The organism is Streptomyces sp. NPDC048479, assembly GCF_040651435.1.
GTDB lineage: Bacteria > Actinomycetota > Actinomycetes > Streptomycetales > Streptomycetaceae > Streptomyces.
Genome location: NZ_JBEZKA010000004.1, coordinates 366,362 through 385,128, shown reverse-complemented (window position 1 = coordinate 385,128; position 18,767 = coordinate 366,362). Strand labels below are relative to the sequence as shown.

Here is an 18,767-nt window from a genome sequence, read left to right as displayed (position 1 = left end):
TCCTCAGAGATCAGCTACGCCCCTCAAGCTTCCTGTACTCCTTGAGACCTCGCACGTCAGGCCAATTCGGCCCGGAGGTCCGTCAGCTTTCGGTACGTTGGGTTGTTCGCGAACAGCGGGTACTGCTGCACGATGAATTCGAGGCCCTCGTCGACGAACCGGGAAGCGGCAGCCAGGAATTCGCTCGCCTCGCAGTTGCCCACCTGGGAGTCCCAGGAATTGGTGACAACCAATTCGGTCGAATCGGGAGCGCCCGGCGTGAATCCGAGCACCCTGTCATTTTCGGTGAAGCTGATACTGCCGGATTCGCCCTGGCGGATTTCTCGGGCCGAGAGCAGCAGGCAGAACATGAAGTCGACCAGGGGGATCCGCCTGAACACCTGGGGGTCCCTGCCCTGAACGGCGAAGTTGATGTCCGTCTCGAAATAGCCGTAGCGCAGGTTCATCTCGCTGGTGGTCCCCACCTTGGCGATCTGCGCCGCGGACAGGTCCCGCATAGAGTCCCGGCCGAACTCAACCACAAACATTTCTCTCCAATTGATTCACGGAAAGCGCCGCCCACGCCGGACAGAATATGAATTCCGTCCGGCGTGGGCGGACGCTACGCTATCACGGAATCGGGTGGGCAGTCCTCAGACTTCCATCAGGGTTGAGAATTACCCTGATTCCGTATGCCCTGTTGGTCCCCAGACCCTTGCTTTGCTCGTTGCCGAGAATTCCTACACCGTCGGCCCCGGCATTCACCCGGCCCTCATAGATGTATCCGTCCCTGCCGCCCGTATTAGGCTTCGCCGGATTATTCTTGACGACGTCCTGAATCCACTGCTTGATCTTCCTTTCCTTGCCGATGAACGCACCCTTTTCTTCGGCGTCGTATTCCTTACCGCCAATGCGGTGACGGTCCATGGTGTGCTGCCATCCGTCGTATTCTTCGGTCTTCCAGGTGACATCGGGATTCTGCGCCCCGGGGTCCTTCGCCGAGCCGGAGCTCGCCCCCTCCTCGGTGCTGCGCAGGTTCCCGAGGTCCTTGCCCAGGTCACCCGCGCTGTTCGCGAAGGCCATGGCCGACTCGGCCATCAGGCCGAAGCCCGCGACCGCCGTCGCACCGCCGAGCACACATCCGAGGCCGAGGGTCTCGATGCCCAGCGCGATGCACTCGGCACCGCCCAGGACCATCGCGGCCCCGCCACCGAACATGCCGCCGGCTCCGAGCAGCATCGACCCCAGGTCACCGCCGATGTCACCGATGGTGTCCGCGTTCTCCGACAGCCAGTCGCCCGTGGAGTCCATCGCGTCGGAGCACCAGTCGCACCAGCCGTGCCCGTCGAGCTCGATCCGGCTGATGGGATTGCCGCCTGCGAAGGCATACCGGTTGCCGGTGAGCGCATCACTGCTGAGGTTCATGTCGGCGAGGGCGCCGTTGTACATGTCCCGAGTGGTGAAGCGGTTGAGCCCCGGGGCGTAGTCCCGGAAGCCCATGTCGTACGTGCCGGAGTTGGCGTCCCAGCGCTTGGCGTTGAAGCGGTAGGGGTTGTACGCCTCCTTTGTCGGGTCGGCCGGGTCGGGCTTGTCGACACCCGTGAACTCGGAGTCGTCGTCGCTGCCGTAGGCGGTGTAGCCGTATGTGGCCTTGGTGTCACCGTCCTTGGTGGTCACCGTCTCGACATCACTGTGACTGTCGTAGCCGTAGTAGCCGTCCTCCTCCGTCCCGTCACCGTTGTGCGTGATCTGGGAGAGACGCTGACCCCACGGGCTGTACTGGTACGACTTGGTCAGCTGGCCTGCGACCTCCTCGGCCAGCACCTCATTGCCCAGGCCCAGGTAGGTGTAGTCGGTGGTCTTGCCACCGACGGCCATCGACTGGGTGCGGTCCAGCGGGTCGAAGGTGTACTTCGTTGTGCTGTTGAGGGCGGTGTGCTCCACCACATGGTCGAAGCCGTCGTAGACGTTGCGCTCGACCACGGAGGTTCCGGAGGTGGCCGTGTCCAGCCGCCCGAACGGGTCGTAGTTGTAACTGATGGAAGCGCCCGATGTGGACGCGGACTGGAGCCGGTTGCGGTCGTAGGTGAACGTCGTGGGCGTGCCCCTGACCGTCTGGCTGATGACGTTGGCGTTGTCGTCGTGGACGTAGGACTCAGTGCCCGCGCCATTGCCCGACTTGACTGCCTTGGCGAGCCGGTCGACCGGGTCGTAGGTGTAGTCGGTGGTGGAGTCGAGATACGCCGAGTGGTTGTCGGCGTTCATCTTCTTCGCAACATCCTGCGCCTTGTTGCCGTTGGCGTCATAGGCGTAGGTGTGCGACGCGACGAGGGTGCCGGTGGCCTTCTTCTCGGTGGTGCTCTTCAGCGCACCGTCGAGCAAGTAGGTGTAGTCGACCGTGTTGCCGTTGCCCTTGGTCTCTTTGAGCTTCTGGCTGCGGTCGGTGTAGGTGAAGCCGGTGACCTTGGGCGAGGCGTCGGTGGCCGACTTGCCCACCGAGACGGACTTGGTCAACTCCCGAATGTCGTAGGTGTACTTGGAGTACTGATCGGGGTGGGTGACAGTGTCCGGCTGGCTGTTGGCGTCGTAGGTGTAAGAGGTGGTCTCCTTGTCCTGGCCCGCCAGCGCCTCGGTGACCTTGGCGACCTCGTTGAGACCGGTATAGGCGACTGTGTACGCGTCGATCTTGGCTCCGGCCGACGTGTCGCCGATCGAGGTCAAGTTGCCGTTGGCGTCGTAGGCGTAGGCGAAGTTGTGCTTCTCCGTGTCGCTGTCGCCGGAGTTGTCGCGGACCAGCTTCACACCATCGGCGACGACCGCACCTGCGCCGTTCTGGAACAGCTGCAGCTTGGCGGCATTGCCCTGCTTGAGGCTGTACGAACCCAGTGAGACCCAGCTACCCGTGTTGGCGTTCTGGTCGAGCGTCTTGTCGGTAGTCGCACCGACGGAGTCGGTGACCGTGTACTTCGCGGCCGTAGCCGCGCCCGTCACCTGCGGGAACTTCACATACGCGGCGTAGGTGCCGTCCTTGGGGATGTTCAGGGTCCAGGTGAAGGCATCGGTTCCGGTGCCTGAGGCGTGGACCTGGTGGTCGTAGCCCTGCTGCCCGGTGACGCTTCCCTTGGTCCAGGTGCCGGTGGCGGACGTGTTCTGGCTGTCGGAGTTGTCGACCAGCGCGACCGCGCTGCCAACAGGAACGCCGTCGTCCGCCTTGGACTTGAGCTTCCCGTCCGGGAAGTACGTCCAGCTCATGGTGTGGCTGGACGAACCGCCGGCCGAAGTGAGCGTGCGGGCAGTCTGCTTGCCAAGCGCGTCGTAGTCGTACGTCGTGACGATGTCCCACGGGTCCGTCGACGACTTGGTCCAGCCGTTGTCGAAGTACGAGTACGTGGTGTCGTTGCGGACCGACTGGCCCTCCGACGGCGGCAGCGACGACTTGGCGGCGCGGCCGACCTCGTCGTACGTCGTCTCGCTGTAGACCTTCTTGTTGTGGCGGGCGTCCGCCGGGTCGTACGGCAGGTATTCCTTTGCCGGACGGTTCAGTGCGTCGTACGTCGTCTCCGAGGTGAAGTCGTCGGCCGCGGCCGAGTCCACGCCTCGAGGAGTGATGACCTTGGTCGTGTTGCCGACCTGGTCGTACTCGTACTTCTTCGTCCGGTAGGTGATGGTCGAGGTTCCGTCGTGCGGAACCTTGGCCTGGATCTTCTTGCCACGCTCGTCATAGGTGATGAGCGTGGTGTTGTTCTCCGGGTCCGTGGTCGAGACGACCAGCGAGTCCTTGTCGTAGGACTTCTTGGTGGTCTTGCCCGCGGCGTCGGTGACGACCGTCGGCCGGTGGTTCAGGTCGTAGTCGGTCTTGGTGGTGAAGTCGGTGGTGTCAGCAGTCGCGTTCTTCTTGGGGTCGGCGACCGTCGTGACATTGCCGACGTTGTCGTAGGCGTACGAGAGCTTGTCACCGGCGGCGTCGACGACCGACGTCAGCTGGTAGATCTCGTCGTAGTAGTTGCTGGTCTTGAAGTCGTTGGCGTTCGCTGTGGTCAGCGTGCCCTTCGGCTCCGTGGTCGCGGTGACGTTGCCGACCCTGTCGTACGTGTAGAGCGTCTTCCGCTCGTCGGACGACGTGGTGTCCTTCGGGTCGTTCGTTGACGTGACCCGGTCGGCCGCGTCGTACTCCGCCGTGTACACGGCGCCATTGGTCGCACTGGACTGGTTGACGTTGTCATTGGCGTCGTAGACCGGGGCCGGGGTGGTGATGAGCACACCGGCGTTCTGATCCTTCGGCACGCTCTTGACCAGCGGACGGCCGAACGTGTCGTACGTCTGCGTGGTCTTCTTGCCCAGCGCGTCGGTGACCTGGGTGACCTGTCCGCGCTCGTCATAGACGTACGCGGTTGCCTTGTTCAGCGCGTCGGTGATCGACGCCGGGTAGCCGGTGGGACCGAAGTTGCTGTTGGTCGTCGGGTTGCCGTTGGCGTCGGTCGCCTTGGTGAGCTCGCCGTACCCGTCGTACTCGTAGGCGGTTGTGTAGTCGCCCGCCGTGGGGGTGGCAACACCCTTGGGGTCGGTGACCGTCTTCAGATTGCCGAAGCTGTCATAACCGAACTGCCAGGTACGGCCCTCGGGGGACGTCTTCTTGAACAGGTCGGCGGAGTAGCCGTCCAGCCGGGTCTGGTACTCGTACTTGGCCGCGTTGGCCGGGTAGGTGCCCGGGGCGCAGTCCGACGACGGCGGGACGCCGGACTTGTTGTTCTCCGCGTCACGCTGCCAGAGCGGGTAGCCGGTCTTCTGGTCGTAGCAATATGCGGTCTTGGCGCCGTTGGCCTCTTCGAGGTAGGTGACGTTGTTGTCCGCGTCCCACGACAGCTTGGTCTTCTGCGACTTGGCGTTGGTCACCTGGACCGGGCGGGCGAAGTCGTCCGTCACATAGGTCGACGCGTGGTTCTCGGCATCGGTGACCGTGGTATCGGTGAACTCGGCGTTGCCGGCGTCGGCCGCGTAGGCGAAGCCCGTGGAGCCCTGAAGACGGTCGGTGATCGTCTTGGTCCACCAGTGGTACTTCGGGTCGTCACCGGTCTGCGGCGCGTAGTACGCCACGTTGGTGGCGTTACCGCGCGGGTCGGTGACCTTGACCAGCTTGACGTTCTTGTTCCCCTGCGTGGCGTCGTAGGTGAACTTGAACACCTTGGGCTGGGACGAACCGTCGCCGTCGGCGAACTGCCCCAACAGGCCCTTGTCGGTGTAGTAGAAGGAGATCTTGCGGCCCGAGATGTCCGTCATGGACTTCACATGGTCGTAGATCTTGGAGTTGGTGAGATTGATGCCGGTGACCTTGGCGCCAGTGGCGTCGATGTAGTCGTAGGACGCGTCACCCTTGTTGTAGTAGGTGACGGTCAGCGACTGACGGCCGGCAGGGTCAGTGATGTACTTGAGGAACTTGGTCGGCTTGTTGTTGGACTTGCGCTCCTCGTACGTGAACGTCTGCGTGTTGCCGTTCTGGTCGACGATCGACGTGAGGTAGCCGTCACAGCCGTACAGGAAGCGGGTGCCGTCCGGACGGGTCATCGTCCAGGCGTCGGGGACCGGGTCCTTCGAGGGCTTGCAGTCCAGGCCCGCCTTGGCGGCCAGCTTGTAGTGGACACCGGCCGGGGCCTTCCACACCGAGTTGGCGCTGTCCCAACGGAAGATGTGCGTGGTGCCGTCGCCGTCCGGAAGCTTGATCTCGGTCGGGTTCGGGTTGGGGTGGAAGTCCAGCGGCGCGCCGAGCCGGATCGGACCGGAAGCCTGCCCGGACCATCCCGCACCAAGCACCGTGTCGGTGGTGTCGAGCGAGTTGTACGAGAACCGGGCGAAGGTGTTCACCCCTCGGCCCGGGTTGTTGAAGGCGTTGTACGACCAGACGTTGTTGCCGGACGCCAGGTTGTTCATCATCGTCGAGCCGGCGCCGGTGTTCTGGCCGGTGTACGTGTAGAACTTCTCCAGGCCCAGCGAGTTCGAGGTCGGGTCCTCCACCGCCACGTTCTGCTTCAGCGACGGAATGGCGCCCGTCCCGGCCGACAGCCAGCTGCCGTCCGAGATCTTGCGGACGTCCCAGCCCAGCACGTACTCGGTGCGCTTGGAGCCGTTGTCCGAGTTGATGGGGGTCTTGACCTGCGCCTGGATGGTCGCGGACTTGCCCGGCAACAGCGCCGGAATGGCCGTCGACAGCTGGTTGCCGCCGTTGGTCATGTCCGTGCCGTCGGGCAGCTTCCAGGTGTACGACAGCTGCCGCTCACCGGCCGCCCACGCCGAAGCGGTCGTGTTCGTGACCGTGAAGTCCACCGTGTAGGTGGAGTTCGGGGTCATCCGGGCCGGCGTCTGCGGCGCGTAGTACGTGTCCTCGGTCGTCGAGTCGACGTAGATGACCTGCATGTACGGGCGCAGCTGTGGGTCGGAGGCCTCCGACGACAGGAACAGCGTGCGCTCCTGCGGACCGGTGGTGGTCTCGTCCTTCAGCTTGACGGCCACGCCCTTGTTGCCCGTGGGTGTCTTGACCCAGGACTGCATCAGGCCGGTGGCGTCCCACCAGTGGCGCCCGACCTCGTCGGTGATCTGCGGGACGGTGTCCGAGACGGTGGCGGACATGTCGCCGCCCGGCGTGGTCCACGCGGTGGTGGTGGTGGCGTTGTTCCAGGTGGCCTGAGTCTCGGTGAAGTCCCGGGTCAGCGCGTGGAGTTCGTAGATCGCACCGTTGGTGGTGCTGGTGGTCTCCGCTCCCCACATGTACATCTTGTTCTCCAACACCGTCGCGGTGGTGGGGATGTCCGTGGTGGGGAACTTCAGCACGGCGCGCGTCTTGCCGTATGTGGTGGAGTTGTTGCCGACGCTCAGCCAGGTCTGGCCGACGTTGAAGGACTTGATAGCGTCCTGGTTGGTGGTCGGCTGCTGCGAGGACAGCGTGGTGTCCGTCTGACCGCTCTGGATGATCTTCATCGTCCGGCCGGCCTTGGGGATACCCACCACCCGGGTCGGAGACCCGAGCAGCTCACCGCCCTTGGTCTTGACCGCCAGCTGGTAGAAGTACGACTTCCCGATCTCCGACGAACTGGAGTCCGGGGTCGGCACCGCGGTGGTGTCCGTGTACGTCGTCGCCGTGGACGCGATCGGGGCGATCAGGGTCGCGGCGGACGGCGTGAAGACCTGCTGCGTGGAGCGGTGCAGCTGGTATTCGACGATCGCGTCGTTCGCCGCGCCGCTTGTGTTGACGTACGCGGGCCAGGACAGCTCGGGTCCCGTGCCGTGCACCACGGTCGGCGAGTCGAGCGCGGTGCCGACCTTGCCGTAGGTGACGGTCAGGCGCGGAATGGTCGAGGTCTCGCCGCCGTAGGTGTTGGCGTCGCCCGCCTCGTAACGCGGGCCGCCGAGCGGACCGCCCGTCGTCGCGTCGCCCGACTCATCGGTGGCCTTCAGCACGAACCCGTAGTTCGTGGCGGTACCGGACACCCACTTCTGGACGGTGTCGGTGACCGGGAAGTTGTGCCACAGGTTGTACTCGCCGATGGGCTTCACGATCTGGGCCGGGTTCACCAGCCGGACCGAGTCCGCCAGGGTGCGCGTGGTCGAACTGCCGGTGTCACCCAGCACGACCTTGCCCGCGTTGCCCTTGTCGAAGTTGTACTCGGCGGTGTCCAGGGTCTTCCAGACCCCGCCGGTCCCAGTCTGGTTGACCGTGTAGTTCTTCGTGCCGCCGCTGTAGTTCACGGTGTACGGGGCGGCCGTGGCCGCGTCCGACGCCGCCGGGTAGTGCACATCCACCCGGTAGGAGTCGGTCTCGGGGACCTGCGGCTGCCAGGTGTACTTCTCGCCCGTCAGCGCGTTCTTGTTGTAGGCGAAGTCGTCGTTGGTCGCGGCGCCACCGGTGGTGGTGCCTCCCGGCCACTCGCCGACCGCCGCCGTACCGGTGTCCCCGTCGTCCTGCTGGACGGTGGTGCCGGACAGCTCACCCACCAGCGCACTGGTGTTGGACCAGTTCGCGCCCGACTCGGTCCACGAACCCGTCGCCCGGTGCGCCTCGATGGTCACGGCTTTGCCGTTGGTGGTGTGCGACTGGTCGTAGTACATCCCCAACCGCGCGGCATCGACCTTCACGCCCGCCGGTATCTCGCTCAGCGGGAACTGAATCAGCGAGCGGGCGATGCCCGTGTCCGTCTTGCCGGCCGCGAGCTTCCACGTGGTGTTGAAGTTCACCGACGGCTGGTCGGACAGGACCATCGTGTCCTGCGAGTCCGTCGGCGACGGCGCGATGGTGATCGTCGGGTCGATCACCACCGGGTACTGACGCTCCTTCGCCGCCAGCCACTTGGTGTCCGGCGTGACCGTCAGCTTCCAGTTCTTGCCGTCGCGGCTGAGCTTCTGGCTGACCTTGGTGGAGTACGTACCACCGGTCGGCGACAGCGCGTCCTTTTGGGCGTCCGTCATGTACGGCGCCGGAATCACCATCACCGGAGTGTTCGGGAGCTCACCGAACAGCGCGACCGAACCGTCCTTGCGGGCCTTCGGCGTCAGGCCACCGGTGTTCAGCGTGAAGGTGTACGACACCGGGCCGGCCGGAGCCGCGTCCAGGACAATGTTCTCCTTGACCTGTCCCCGGCCCACCTTGTACTGCAGATCCGCGCCGCCAACAGCGTCCTTGTACGTGACGGTCTCGCCCTTGGCCTGCGGCTTCAGCGACTTGCCGGCACCCTTCAGGCCCATCGTGACCGAGCGGCCGTTCGGCGCCCCGAAACGCAGCAGCTTCTCGGCGTCGGAGCCGAACCAGCTCTGTCCCGTGTTCGCCGTGTTGGCGAAGTCGAAGCCCTTTTCCGCCGTCGGCCTCAGCGCCGTGTCGATCGGCTTCCAGGACTTCCCGGACTTGTAGGAGACCGGCACAGCCGCCAGCTCCGCCTCGACCCGGCCGTCCGACAGCTGCCAGAACCGCGCCTGCGGCGTACGGCGGTTCGTCAGCTCCTTGACCCGCTTGGGCTTCGGAAGCTTCTTGCCCTTCGGCAGCTTCTCGCGGCTGGGTATCTCCAGTTTTCCGCCGACGGGCGGCTTGGCCGACTCCTTGTCGTCGTCGTCCGAGAACCAGCCCTTGACGGTGTCGACAACCCCCTTGTCGTCGTTGTGCGCCGCCGACGGTGGCGCCGCATACGCGACCTGCGGCAGCAGCGTTCCCGCCACCGCCGAAACGACTAGACAGGAGATATATCTCCCGTATGGAACTTTCACCTCAATGCCCTTCCACATAGGCGATGCCAATTCGCCGCATGCGAAATAGGCACGCCGAATGAGCCGGCCTGGAGGTTTCCGGCCGGCGTGACTCATTGCTCCACGACTGCGAACTGGCAGTTCACGGCTGTGGCGGCGTGATTTCTAATGTCCCGAGTGATGCCCCGTCAACCCCTAGGACATTAGGGACAGTTGGCCCTCGAAGAGAGTGCCGATTCGCCCGTTTCTTCCGCTCGCTCGCGCCAGGCGGATCGCGTCGTGTATAAACGCCCGGTTCCGCACAGAGTCAATTCTCCGAAAGCCGGTCCCTTATGCCATCCACGGAATCCGCCGAGTCCGTTGAGTCCGTTGAATCCGCGAAATCCACTGAATCCACTGAATCCACCGAAGCCTCGGACCTGATCGACGTCGCGGAGCCGGAGACCGCCGACAAGGCGCGCCCGGACCGGCGTGGTCTGGTCATCGCGGCAGTCGTGCTGCTCGCCTGCGGCGGACTTGTCGGCTACGGCTTCCTCAACACCCCCGAGAAGCCGAAGGCCCGCGCTGTCCCGACCGCCGAGGTGACCTATGAGGTGACCGGAAGCGGCACGGCCGAGCTCTCCTACCTCGCACGCAGCGAGTCCGGCGAGGCAACCGTGGAGAAGGGCGTCACGCTGCCCTGGAAGAAGACGGTCCAGGTACCGCTCGGCAAGGCGCCGACCATCGCCCTCGCCCTCGACGGGAAGGGCGGCCAGGCCAGTTGCACCCTCGCCATCCGCGGCAAACACGTGCAACGTGCCACCGCATCCGGCAACTTCGGACGAGCAACCTGCACCGGCGAACTGCCGGCCGACGGGCGCGGGAAGAAGTGATGCCCGCTCGTCTCATCCAGGCGGCGCCCCGCCCGCCGCCGAGGGTGAACCCGCTCAGCCTGGTCGCACCCGAAACAGTGCACGTAGTCCGCACAGCCGGTGGGGCCCGCACGCACCGACCCCGTCGGCCCGTTCACGCGTCTCGTCACGCGCCGCGCACCGACCCCGCCGAGCACGCTCGCACCCCGAGCCGGACGCCCCGGACTCGCAGCCCCGGCGGAACACGATCACTCCGGCGGCCGCTCACCGGCTGCGGGGCGTTCCGGGCGGGCAGACACCGCCCGCCCACCGGACCTCGGCAAGCGCCGGGCCCGGGTCAGCCCCCGGGGCCCCAGCCGTCCTCGGCGGCCTCGAGCCGCGGGCGTCAGCGCCTGACGCGCGCACGGCGCGAGACGACCGCGCGCAGCACCCGCTGGCCCTCGGTCGACACATCCAGCGCCTGGCGCAGCCCGACGCCCCCCTCCGCGTCCGCCAGGATCTCCAGGATCTGGACCTGACGGCGCAGTTCACCGGCGACCAGCGGACCCGCGCGGTCCGGCTCGCCCTCACGGCAACGCTTCAGCACGTCGACCACCTCGGCCGCCGCCGGTACCTCGGTACCGGGACCCGCATCGAAGCGGTGGTGGAGTTCGAGGGCAGCGACGGAGCAGTCGTCCGCCCACTCCCGCAGCGGATCCACCTCCCACTCGGAGGGCGCGGCGCCGAGCATCTGCCGTACGAGAACGGCGGCTTCGTCGTCGACGGCCGCGCTCTCCATGGTCTCCCTGGCCTCCGCGAGGCGTAGGGACCAGTCCTCCTCGCCTTCCACCAGCCCGGCCCAGAGCGGACGCAGCGCATCGGCCTCGGACGCAAGCAGCGGCAGACAGCGGTCCAGGCAGGCGAGCCCGCTCGCGGCCAGGCCTCGCTCATCCGCCTGTGCCATCAGTTCCCTCAGGCTCTTCGACGCCATGGACGCCTCCCGTCGCGGACGCAGTACTTCCTCTTACTGCGCCCCGTGGCTCAAATGCGTCACTCCGACAGACCGGGAATTCCCAGTCCATCGAGGAATCGGAAGAAGAGTTCCTCGGCGAAAGGCTCGGGCCGCTTGGCGCAAAGTACCCCCTTCAGGGCCTCCGCCGCCATGGTCGTGCCGGCTTCCTCGGCCCACTCGGCCGCCCTCCGCACCGCGTCCTCGGCGGTCAGGAAGAGGTCGTCGAGCACCATGCCGCTCGCGCCCAGATACCCGGCCATCGCCTCCCTGGCCAGGCACGCGTACCAGGATCCGCTTTCCGGCGCCGCCGCCTCCACGACCACGCAGTCACTGTCCATGACGAAGCCGAAGAGCACCGGCGAGCCCATCGACCGGGCGAGCGCGCCCATATCGCCGATATCGGGCTCGCTCGGGTGCTGCCAGATCTGCCAGCCGTCCGCTCGCTGCTGGTACAGCGTCAGATTTCCCCGTACGCCGGCGAGCGCACCCTGCTCCGTGAGCGGCTGCCCGCTCCTGCCCACGACGTAGTAGCCCGAGAACCCCATACCCCGCTCCCCCCATGCCGGAGGCACCAGCCTGACCCGGAGGAACCGTCATACGTCACTCGCACACACATGCGCCACAACTCTGTTACATTCTGCCCACTTGGAACTCGGCCTGCGCAGCGCCCAGTTGGGACCGCCGCGGCCGTGAAATCCCGCGGTGTGAGCCCGCGCGCCCCCGGGCGGCCTCACACCGCGACCTCCTGAGGGCCCCGCACGGCCTTGACGCTCTGCATGCGCGTCAGCCTGCGGACGACGAGGATCGCCAGCAGCGCGGCCGCGATGTCGACGAGGTCGGTGACGATGAACGCGTTCGCGGCCGTCCTGAGCGCCTCCGCCGTCTTGGCATTGTCGTACTGCCTGCCCGCGACACGGTCGATCAGCAGCGAGATGATCCACGCCGTCCACCAGGCGTTGAGGACGGCCTGCGACTCCCCCTTCGACCTTCCGTACGGGTCCTGGCGGCTCGCCACCCAGATGTCACCGGCGACCCCGCGCGGGATCCACAGATTGCCGATCGGGATGAACCAGCCGCCGATCGCCCAGCCGGGGCCACGGCTCTGCAGATCCGGCGCGAACACGCCGGCGTTGATCCGTACCCGGTGGAACCAGATGATGAAGAGCACGGCCGCGGCCAAGAGCCCGAGGGACTGAAGCCCGCCCGCCATGGCGATCAGCAAGTCCGCCCGCTCCAGGTCCTCGTCCGCGAAGACCTCGAACCTGTCTCCCGGCAGCGGACCCACCACTCCGCGGAGATTGACCGAGGCGAGGACGGAGAAGAGGTCGGCCACGATGACGAACGAGAGCAGCGCCACGACGGCGTACGAGAGTCCGACCGGCGAGCGCAGTGCGGATGTGGGCCTGGAGTAGCCCATCGAGGGGCGCGCAGGCGGCGGAGTGCTGTTGGCCGCGGCTACCGAGCAGCCATCGCAGAGGCCCCCCCGGTCGTGGCCGTATTCGTTTGGCAGTTCGAGCAGAGCATGGCTGAGCGGACCCCCCACGGGTGAGACGACACCCCTCCCCAGAGGCGTCACAGAATGGCGGCCGCACAATGTGCGGCCGCCGGCAGAAGATATGTCTCCCCGGCGGCCACCGTCCAGCGTGAACCCGCGGCTCAGCCCAGCTTCCGGGCCAATTGGTCGAAGGCTTGCCAACTGCGCACCGGGGGACGTGGGTCCCACAGCTTCTGGGCCGTCGCCCGCAACGGCATGGCGATGCCGCGTGCGACCTGGTCCTGGGTCTGCGCCTGGGAGAGGTCGGACCAGACAGCGAAGCGGCCGCCCAGGATCTGGTCCGAGTACGTCCGGGGCACCGGCTGGGTACCGCGGATCACGAAGGGCGTCCACTGCTCATAGATCCGGCGGCCCGTCGGATAGCGGAAGGTCTGCGGCTGGCCGAGCACGTAGTACATGTACTCGTCATTGACATTGACCACCCGTCGGCCCTCGCGCAGATACTCCTCCGGCGGCCGCGCCCCGATCTCCTTGCCCGTCCAGTACTCGACCTCGAGATCCTTGTCCGCGGTGACCACACCACCCCGGAAGAAGCCGTCGTTCCAGGCCTTGAGCTTGCGGCCCAGCGGGCGCAGCACCGCCGCACGGTCGTTCACCCACGCGGTCGCCAGGTCCTGGACCCGCGCGTTCGGCCCGTATTTCCGGCGGGCGACGGCCGCGAGCTGCGGGAAGGACACCTCCGGGTTCTTCCTGGTCAGCGCCTGGTACTCGTCCCCGCCGAGATGCCAGTACGCCCCGGGGAACAGCTCCGCGTACTCCTTCAGCAGCTCGTCCACGATCTTCGCCGACGCGGGCTGTCCGATGTCGATCGCCCCGGGCACGGACCTGCCCGCCGCGTCCCGCAGCTGGAGCTGCGGATGCGCGTCCAGCACCGCGCCGAGGTGGCCGGGGGAGTCGATCTCCGGGATGACCGTGATGTGCAGCCGGGCGGCCAGCTCAACGATCCGCCGCACCTCGGCCTTGGTCAGATGCTCGCGCGAGACGATCTCGGGATGCGAGTCCGACGCGATACGGAAGCCCTGGTCGTCGGAGAAGTGCAGGCCCAGCTGGTTGAGCTTGAGGTCGGCCATCTCGGGCAGCCGGTCCTCGATCCAGCCCGCCGTGTAGTGCTTGCGCGCGATGTCGACCATCAGCCCGCGCTGCGGCCGGTCCGGTTGATCCCGTACGACACCTTCCGGCATCGCGCCCCCGGACCGCACCGCCTGCTTCAGCGTCCGCGTCCCGTAGAAGACCCCGGCCTGGTCAGGGCCGGAGATGGTGACCCGCCCGCCACGGGTGAGGACGGTGTACGACTCGGGCTTGCCCTTCGGTGGGGTCGCGAGCGCCAGCTCGACGTCGCCGGCGCGGGCGGGAACCGCGCCCCGGTAGCCGAGCTTCAGCTCCTTCGCGATCAGCTGACCCTCGTCGGCGAGTGCCCCGCTGCCCTTGGCGATGACGACCCCGCCGCCGGCCTGGGGCCGCCAGCCAGGACCGCGGCCCGGCTCAAAGGTGCGTACGGACGGGATGGTGTCGGGCGCCTTCGAGAGGGGGTACGTCCTGGAGGGCGACGGCGTGGGCGCCGCGGCCACGGGTGTCTTCCCGGCGCCGCGCACATCGCTGCCCGTCCCGCCGGGTACACCGCTCGAGCAGCCGGTCAGCGTCATCGAGAAGGCCGCGGCTGCGGCAACGATCGCGCCGGTGACCCCTGCGCGCCCAGAGTGCCGTCTCACTCGGATTCCTCCCATATGTGGCGTAACTATGGCGAAGCACCCCCCATCAAGGTCTATCACGCAATGCGGAACTCTCTCGTCCGGGTGAATATCGCGCATCCGTCGGACAGCTCCTGCCCGGCCTGGATAGCGTTATGAACCATCCATCACTTGTCTCCCAGCCGTCCCGCTGTCCCGTTCGAGGAGCCCACGCTGTCCAGCGAATCCCACGCCGGCCTCCCGAAGCGACCGCCGCCACTCCACCACAGTCACCGAGCCCTCGATCCTTCCGCCATACCCTCCCCGCGTCACGGCGCGCCGGGCCTCGCGCATTTCAACGCCGCCCCCGCCGACCTGGCCGAAGCCGTGCTGCTCGCCTGCTGCGGCAGCCGCCGCTGGGCCCAGCGCGTGGTCGCTCACCGCCCCTATCCCGACCTCGACGCGCTGCTCGCCGCCTCCGACGAGGCCGGTTACGATCTCTCCCCCGCCGACGTCTCCGAGGCCCTCTCCGGAGAGTCCTCCGCCGGTCTGCACCCCGGCGCGCCGCAGGCCGCGCAGACCGCGCTCTCCGCCGCCCACGCCGCGTACGAGAGCCGCTTCGGCCACGCCTTCGTGATCAGCCTGCACGGCTACCACCCCGACGAATACCTCGACCAGGTACTGGCCGGAATCCGCACCCGCCTCGCGCACGAGCCGGACGAGGAGCGGGCCGTCTCCGCCGAGGAGCTGCGCGGCCTCGCCCGCTCCCGACTGGCACATGTAGTGGCCAACCATCCGGAATCAGACGTCGCGGGGGCTTCCCGATAGCCCGTCCGAGGCTGTTTGATTGCCTGTTTGATCACACCTGCGGACCCCGGGCAAACGAACCGACAACTCGTCGCTACGATGGCCAGGGCCGGTGGACCGTACCCGGCCGGGCCAGACCGACCCCCCAAGCCGGCAGGCCCCAATCCCCGCTCCCGGAGGGTTCTGCCGTGCCGGCTGGAACGCTGTACCGCGGCCGGGAAGGAATGTGGTCCTGGGTGGCTCATCGAGTCACCGGCGTCCTCATCTTCTTCTTCCTGTTCGTACACGTGCTGGACACCGCTCTCGTCCGCGTCTCTCCCGAGGCGTATGACAGTGTCGTGGCCACGTACAAGACGCCGATCGTCGCGCTGCTCGAATACGGCCTGGTGGCCGCCATTCTCTTCCATGCGCTCAACGGCCTGCGTGTCATCGCTGTGGACTTCTGGTCCAAGGGCCCGCGCTACCAGAAGCAGATGTTCTGGACCGTCATGGCCATCTGGTTCGTACTGATGGTGGGCGCCCTGTACCCGGTGCTCGGCCACGCCGTACGTGAACTGCTCGGGAGCTGATGCCAGACATGTCTGCTGACACCTCTTCCGTGATCGGTCCCGTCGAGGGCGAGAGCCTGTACGACGTGGACAATCCGGCCCCGTACATCGAGGCGCCTCGCCGGCGCACCAAGAAGACCCCGAAGTCGACCCGCGGCAACTTCGAGATGGCCGCATGGCTCTTCATGCGCCTGTCCGGTGTCGTCCTGGTCGTCCTGGTCATCGGCCACCTGCTGATCCAGCTGGTGCTCGACGGCGGCGTCTCCAAGATCGGCTTCGCCTTCGTGGCCGGCCGTTGGGCGTCCCCGTTCTGGCAGACCTGGGACCTGCTGATGCTGTGGCTCGCCATGCTGCACGGCGCCAATGGCCTCCGTACCGTCATCAACGACTACGCGGAGCGCGCCAACACGCGCCTGTGGCTCAAGGGCCTGCTGTACACCGCCACGGTGTTCACCATCCTTCTGGGCACGCTGGTGATCTTCACCTTCGACCCGAACATCCGCTAAAGCCGGGGCTGACGAGACCAATGAAGATCCATAAGTACGACACCGTCATCGTCGGCGCGGGCGGCGCCGGCATGCGCGCGGCCATCGAGTCGACCAAGCGCAGCCGTACCGCCGTACTGACGAAGCTGTACCCGACCCGCTCCCACACGGGCGCCGCGCAGGGTGGCATGGCCGCCGCGCTCGCCAACGTGGAGGAGGACAACTGGGAGTGGCACACCTTCGACACGGTCAAGGGCGGTGACTACCTGGTCGACCAGGACGCCGCCGAGATCCTGGCGAAGGAGGCCATCGACGCCGTCCTCGACCTGGAGAAGATGGGCCTGCCGTTCAACCGGACGCCGAACGGCACCATCGACCAGCGCCGCTTCGGCGGGCACTCGCGCAACCACGGCGAGGCGCCGGTCCGCCGGTCCTGCTACGCCGCGGACCGCACCGGTCACATGATCCTCCAGACGCTGTACCAGAACTGCGTCAAGGAGGGCGTGGAGTTCTTCAACGAGTTCTACGTCCTGGACCAGCTGATCATCGAGGTCGACGGCGTCAAGAAGTCGGCGGGTGTGGTCGCGTACGAGCTGGCCACCGGCGAGATCCACATCTTCCAGGCGAAGGCCGTCATCTACGCCTCGGGCGGCACCGGCAAGTTCTTCAAGGTGACCTCCAACGCGCACACCCTGACCGGTGACGGGCAGGCCGCCTGCTACCGGCGCGGACTGCCGCTGGAGGACATGGAGTTCTTCCAGTTCCACCCGACGGGCATCTGGCGCATGGGCATCCTGCTGACGGAGGGCGCCCGTGGTGAGGGCGGCATCCTCCGCAACAAGGACGGCGAGCGCTTCATGGAGAAGTACGCGCCCGTCATGAAGGACCTCGCCTCGCGTGACGTCGTCTCGCGCTCCATCTACACGGAGATCCGCGAGGGCCGCGGCTGCGGTCCCGAGGGCGACCACGTCTACCTGGACCTGACCCACCTGCCGCCGGAGCAGCTGGACGCCAAGCTCCCGGACATCACCGAGTTCGCGCGTACGTACCTCGGCATCGAGCCCTACACGGACCCGATCCCGATCCAGCCGACCGCGCACTACGCCATGGGCGGCATCCCGACCAATGTCCAGGGTGAGGTCCTGCGGGACAACACCACCGTCGTTCCCGGTCTGTACGCCGCCGGTGAGGTCGCCTGCGTCTCGGTGCACGGCGCCAACCGCCTGGGCACCAACTCGCTGCTGGACATCAACGTCTTCGGCAAGCGGGCCGGCATCGCCGCGGCCGAGTACTCCGCGAAGAACGACTATGTCGAGCTTCCCGAGGACCCGGCGGCGTTCGTCCAGGAGCAGGTCGAGCGGCTGCGCAGCGCCACGGGCAACGAGCGGGTCGCGGACATCCGCCGCGAGCTCCAGGAGTGCATGGACGCCAATGTGATGGTGTTCCGTACCGAGCAGACGATCAAGACCGCTGTCGAGAAGATCGGCGAGCTGCGCGAGCGCTACCTGAACGTCTCGGTCCAGGACAAGGGCAAGCGGTTCAACACCGACCTGCTGGAGGCCATCGAGCTGGGGAACCTGCTCGACCTGGCCGAGGTCATGGCCGTCTCCGCACTCGCCCGCAAGGAGTCCCGCGGCGGTCACTACCGCGAGGACTACCCCAACCGCGACGACGTCAACTTCATGCGCCACACCATGGCGTACCGCGAGGTGGGCGACGACGGCATCGAGTCGATCCGGCTCGACTACAAGCCGGTCGTCCAGACCCGCTACCAGCCGATGGAGCGTAAGTACTGATGGCTACTCCCGTACTGGACAAGGTGGAGGCGGAGAGCGCCGCCTCGCCCTACATCACGGTCACCTTCCGGATCCGCCGCTTCAACCCCGAGGTCTCCGACGAGGCCCAGTGGCAGGACTTCCCGATCGAGATCGACCCCAAGGAGCGTGTGCTCGACGCCCTCCACAAGATCAAGTGGGACGTCGACGGTTCGCTCACCTTCCGGCGCTCCTGCGCGCACGGCATCTGCGGCTCCGACGCGATGCGGATCAACGGCAAGAACAGGCTCGCCTGCAAGACGCTGATCAAGGACATCAACCCGGAGAAGCCGATCACGGTCGAGGCCATAAAGGGCCTCACGGTCCTCAAGGACCTGGTCGTGGACATGGAGCCGTTCTTCCAGGCGTACCGCGATGTGATGCCCTTCCTCATCACCAAGGGCAACGAGCCGACGCGTGAGCGTCTGCAGACCGCCGAGGACCGCGAGCGCTTCGACGACACCACCAAGTGCATCCTGTGCGCCGCGTGCACCTCCTCGTGCCCGGTGTTCTGGAACGACGGCCAGTACTTCGGCCCGGCGGCGATCGTGAACGCGCACCGCTTCATCTTCGACTCGCGCGACGAGGCCGGCGAGCAGCGGCTGGAGATCCTCAACGACAAGGACGGTGTGTGGCGTTGCCGCACGACGTTCAACTGCACGGACGCCTGCCCGCGCGGTATCGAGGTCACCAAGGCGATCCAGGAAGTGAAGCGGGCACTGATCACGCGTCGCTTCTGAGCCTCTGCGCCTCTGTGCTTGTGAGCATCTGGACTTCCGGGCAACGGTAGTTGCCGATGCGGTACGAAGGGTCCCGCCTCCCGGTCCTGGGAGGCGGGACCCTTCGCC

The 18,767-nt window shown here is 66.7% G+C and carries 12 protein-coding genes; 6 read left to right on the top strand and 6 right to left on the bottom strand.

Annotation, left to right across the window (positions count from 1 at the left end; translation table 11 throughout):
• Nucleotides 1-56 precede the first annotated feature (56 nt).
• Nucleotides 57-521, bottom strand: coding sequence for a hypothetical protein (locus tag AB0D12_RS09330; RefSeq protein ID WP_362678651.1), 465 nt, complete (start codon nucleotides 519-521; stop codon nucleotides 57-59).
• Nucleotides 522-609: 88 nt separating this feature from the next.
• On the bottom strand, nucleotides 610-9,240 hold the full coding sequence (locus AB0D12_RS09325; RefSeq protein ID WP_362678830.1) for a DNRLRE domain-containing protein: 8,631 nt from the start codon (nucleotides 9,238-9,240) through the stop codon (nucleotides 610-612).
• Between the two features lie 293 nt (nucleotides 9,241-9,533).
• Here AB0D12_RS09325 and AB0D12_RS09320 point away from each other — a divergent pair, with 293 nt between their 5' ends.
• Nucleotides 9,534-10,073: a hypothetical protein gene (locus AB0D12_RS09320; protein WP_362678648.1), complete on the top strand. Its 540-nt coding sequence runs from the start codon at nucleotides 9,534-9,536 to the stop codon at nucleotides 10,071-10,073.
• A 364-nt stretch (nucleotides 10,074-10,437) separates the two neighbouring features.
• Here the strand turns inward: AB0D12_RS09320 and AB0D12_RS09315 are convergent, their stop codons facing one another.
• The 4 genes from AB0D12_RS09315 to AB0D12_RS09300 all read right to left on the bottom strand — a co-directional run bounded on the left by AB0D12_RS09315 (nucleotide 10,438) and on the right by AB0D12_RS09300 (nucleotide 14,241).
• Nucleotides 10,438-11,022 (bottom strand): hypothetical protein, encoded by a 585-nt coding sequence (locus tag AB0D12_RS09315; protein WP_362678645.1) that lies wholly within the window; start codon nucleotides 11,020-11,022, stop codon nucleotides 10,438-10,440.
• A 59-nt stretch (nucleotides 11,023-11,081) separates the two neighbouring features.
• Nucleotides 11,082-11,588, bottom strand: coding sequence for a hypothetical protein (locus AB0D12_RS09310; RefSeq protein ID WP_362678642.1), 507 nt, complete (start codon nucleotides 11,586-11,588; stop codon nucleotides 11,082-11,084).
• Nucleotides 11,589-11,773: 185 nt separating this feature from the next.
• Nucleotides 11,774-12,460 carry a DUF4328 domain-containing protein gene (locus AB0D12_RS09305; RefSeq protein ID WP_362678639.1) on the bottom strand — a complete coding sequence of 229 codons (687 nt, stop codon included), beginning with the start codon at nucleotides 12,458-12,460 and terminating at the stop codon, nucleotides 11,774-11,776.
• Nucleotides 12,461-12,699: 239 nt separating this feature from the next.
• Nucleotides 12,700-14,241, bottom strand: coding sequence for a glycoside hydrolase family 20 protein (locus tag AB0D12_RS09300; RefSeq protein ID WP_362678827.1), 1,542 nt, complete (start codon nucleotides 14,239-14,241; stop codon nucleotides 12,700-12,702).
• A 207-nt stretch (nucleotides 14,242-14,448) separates the two neighbouring features.
• Here AB0D12_RS09300 and AB0D12_RS09295 point away from each other — a divergent pair, with 207 nt between their 5' ends.
• The 5 genes from AB0D12_RS09295 (at nucleotide 14,449) to AB0D12_RS09275 (ending at nucleotide 18,659) form a co-directional block, all read left to right on the top strand.
• Nucleotides 14,449-15,093: a 2-oxo-4-hydroxy-4-carboxy-5-ureidoimidazoline decarboxylase gene (locus AB0D12_RS09295; RefSeq protein WP_362678824.1), complete on the top strand. Its 645-nt coding sequence runs from the start codon at nucleotides 14,449-14,451 to the stop codon at nucleotides 15,091-15,093.
• A 167-nt stretch (nucleotides 15,094-15,260) separates the two neighbouring features.
• Entirely contained in the window at nucleotides 15,261-15,641 is a 381-nt protein-coding gene (gene sdhC, locus AB0D12_RS09290; protein ID WP_327325633.1) for a succinate dehydrogenase, cytochrome b556 subunit, read from the top strand.
• Between the two features lie 8 nt (nucleotides 15,642-15,649).
• Nucleotides 15,650-16,126 (top strand): succinate dehydrogenase hydrophobic membrane anchor subunit, encoded by a 477-nt coding sequence (locus AB0D12_RS09285; protein WP_327325632.1) that lies wholly within the window; start codon nucleotides 15,650-15,652, stop codon nucleotides 16,124-16,126.
• Between the two features lie 20 nt (nucleotides 16,127-16,146).
• Nucleotides 16,147-17,901: a succinate dehydrogenase flavoprotein subunit gene (gene sdhA / locus AB0D12_RS09280; RefSeq protein ID WP_362678631.1), complete on the top strand. Its 1,755-nt coding sequence runs from the start codon at nucleotides 16,147-16,149 to the stop codon at nucleotides 17,899-17,901.
• On the top strand, nucleotides 17,901-18,659 hold the full coding sequence (locus AB0D12_RS09275; RefSeq protein ID WP_362678629.1) for a succinate dehydrogenase iron-sulfur subunit: 759 nt from the start codon (nucleotides 17,901-17,903) through the stop codon (nucleotides 18,657-18,659). Before sdhA ends, AB0D12_RS09275 begins: the two co-directional genes overlap by 1 nt.
• Nucleotides 18,660-18,767: the final 108 nt, after the last annotated feature.

Bases quoted from the DNA above. Each gene is read 5' to 3' on its own strand.
- AB0D12_RS09305 (WP_362678639.1), bottom strand. From the start codon at position 12,460: ATGGGCTACTCCAGGCCCACATCCGCACTGCGCTCGCCGGTCGGACTC.
- AB0D12_RS09275 (WP_362678629.1), top strand. From the start codon at position 17,901: ATGGCTACTCCCGTACTGGACAAGGTGGAGGCGGAGAGCGCCGCCTCG.
- AB0D12_RS09315 (WP_362678645.1), bottom strand. From the start codon at position 11,022: ATGGCGTCGAAGAGCCTGAGGGAACTGATGGCACAGGCGGATGAGCGA.
- AB0D12_RS09325 (WP_362678830.1), bottom strand. From the start codon at position 9,240: ATGTGGAAGGGCATTGAGGTGAAAGTTCCATACGGGAGATATATCTCC.
- AB0D12_RS09310 (WP_362678642.1), bottom strand. From the start codon at position 11,588: ATGGGGTTCTCGGGCTACTACGTCGTGGGCAGGAGCGGGCAGCCGCTC.
- sdhA (WP_362678631.1), top strand. From the start codon at position 16,147: ATGAAGATCCATAAGTACGACACCGTCATCGTCGGCGCGGGCGGCGCC.
- AB0D12_RS09320 (WP_362678648.1), top strand. From the start codon at position 9,534: ATGCCATCCACGGAATCCGCCGAGTCCGTTGAGTCCGTTGAATCCGCG.
- AB0D12_RS09285 (WP_327325632.1), top strand. From the start codon at position 15,650: ATGTCTGCTGACACCTCTTCCGTGATCGGTCCCGTCGAGGGCGAGAGC.
- AB0D12_RS09300 (WP_362678827.1), bottom strand. From the start codon at position 14,241: ATGACGCTGACCGGCTGCTCGAGCGGTGTACCCGGCGGGACGGGCAGC.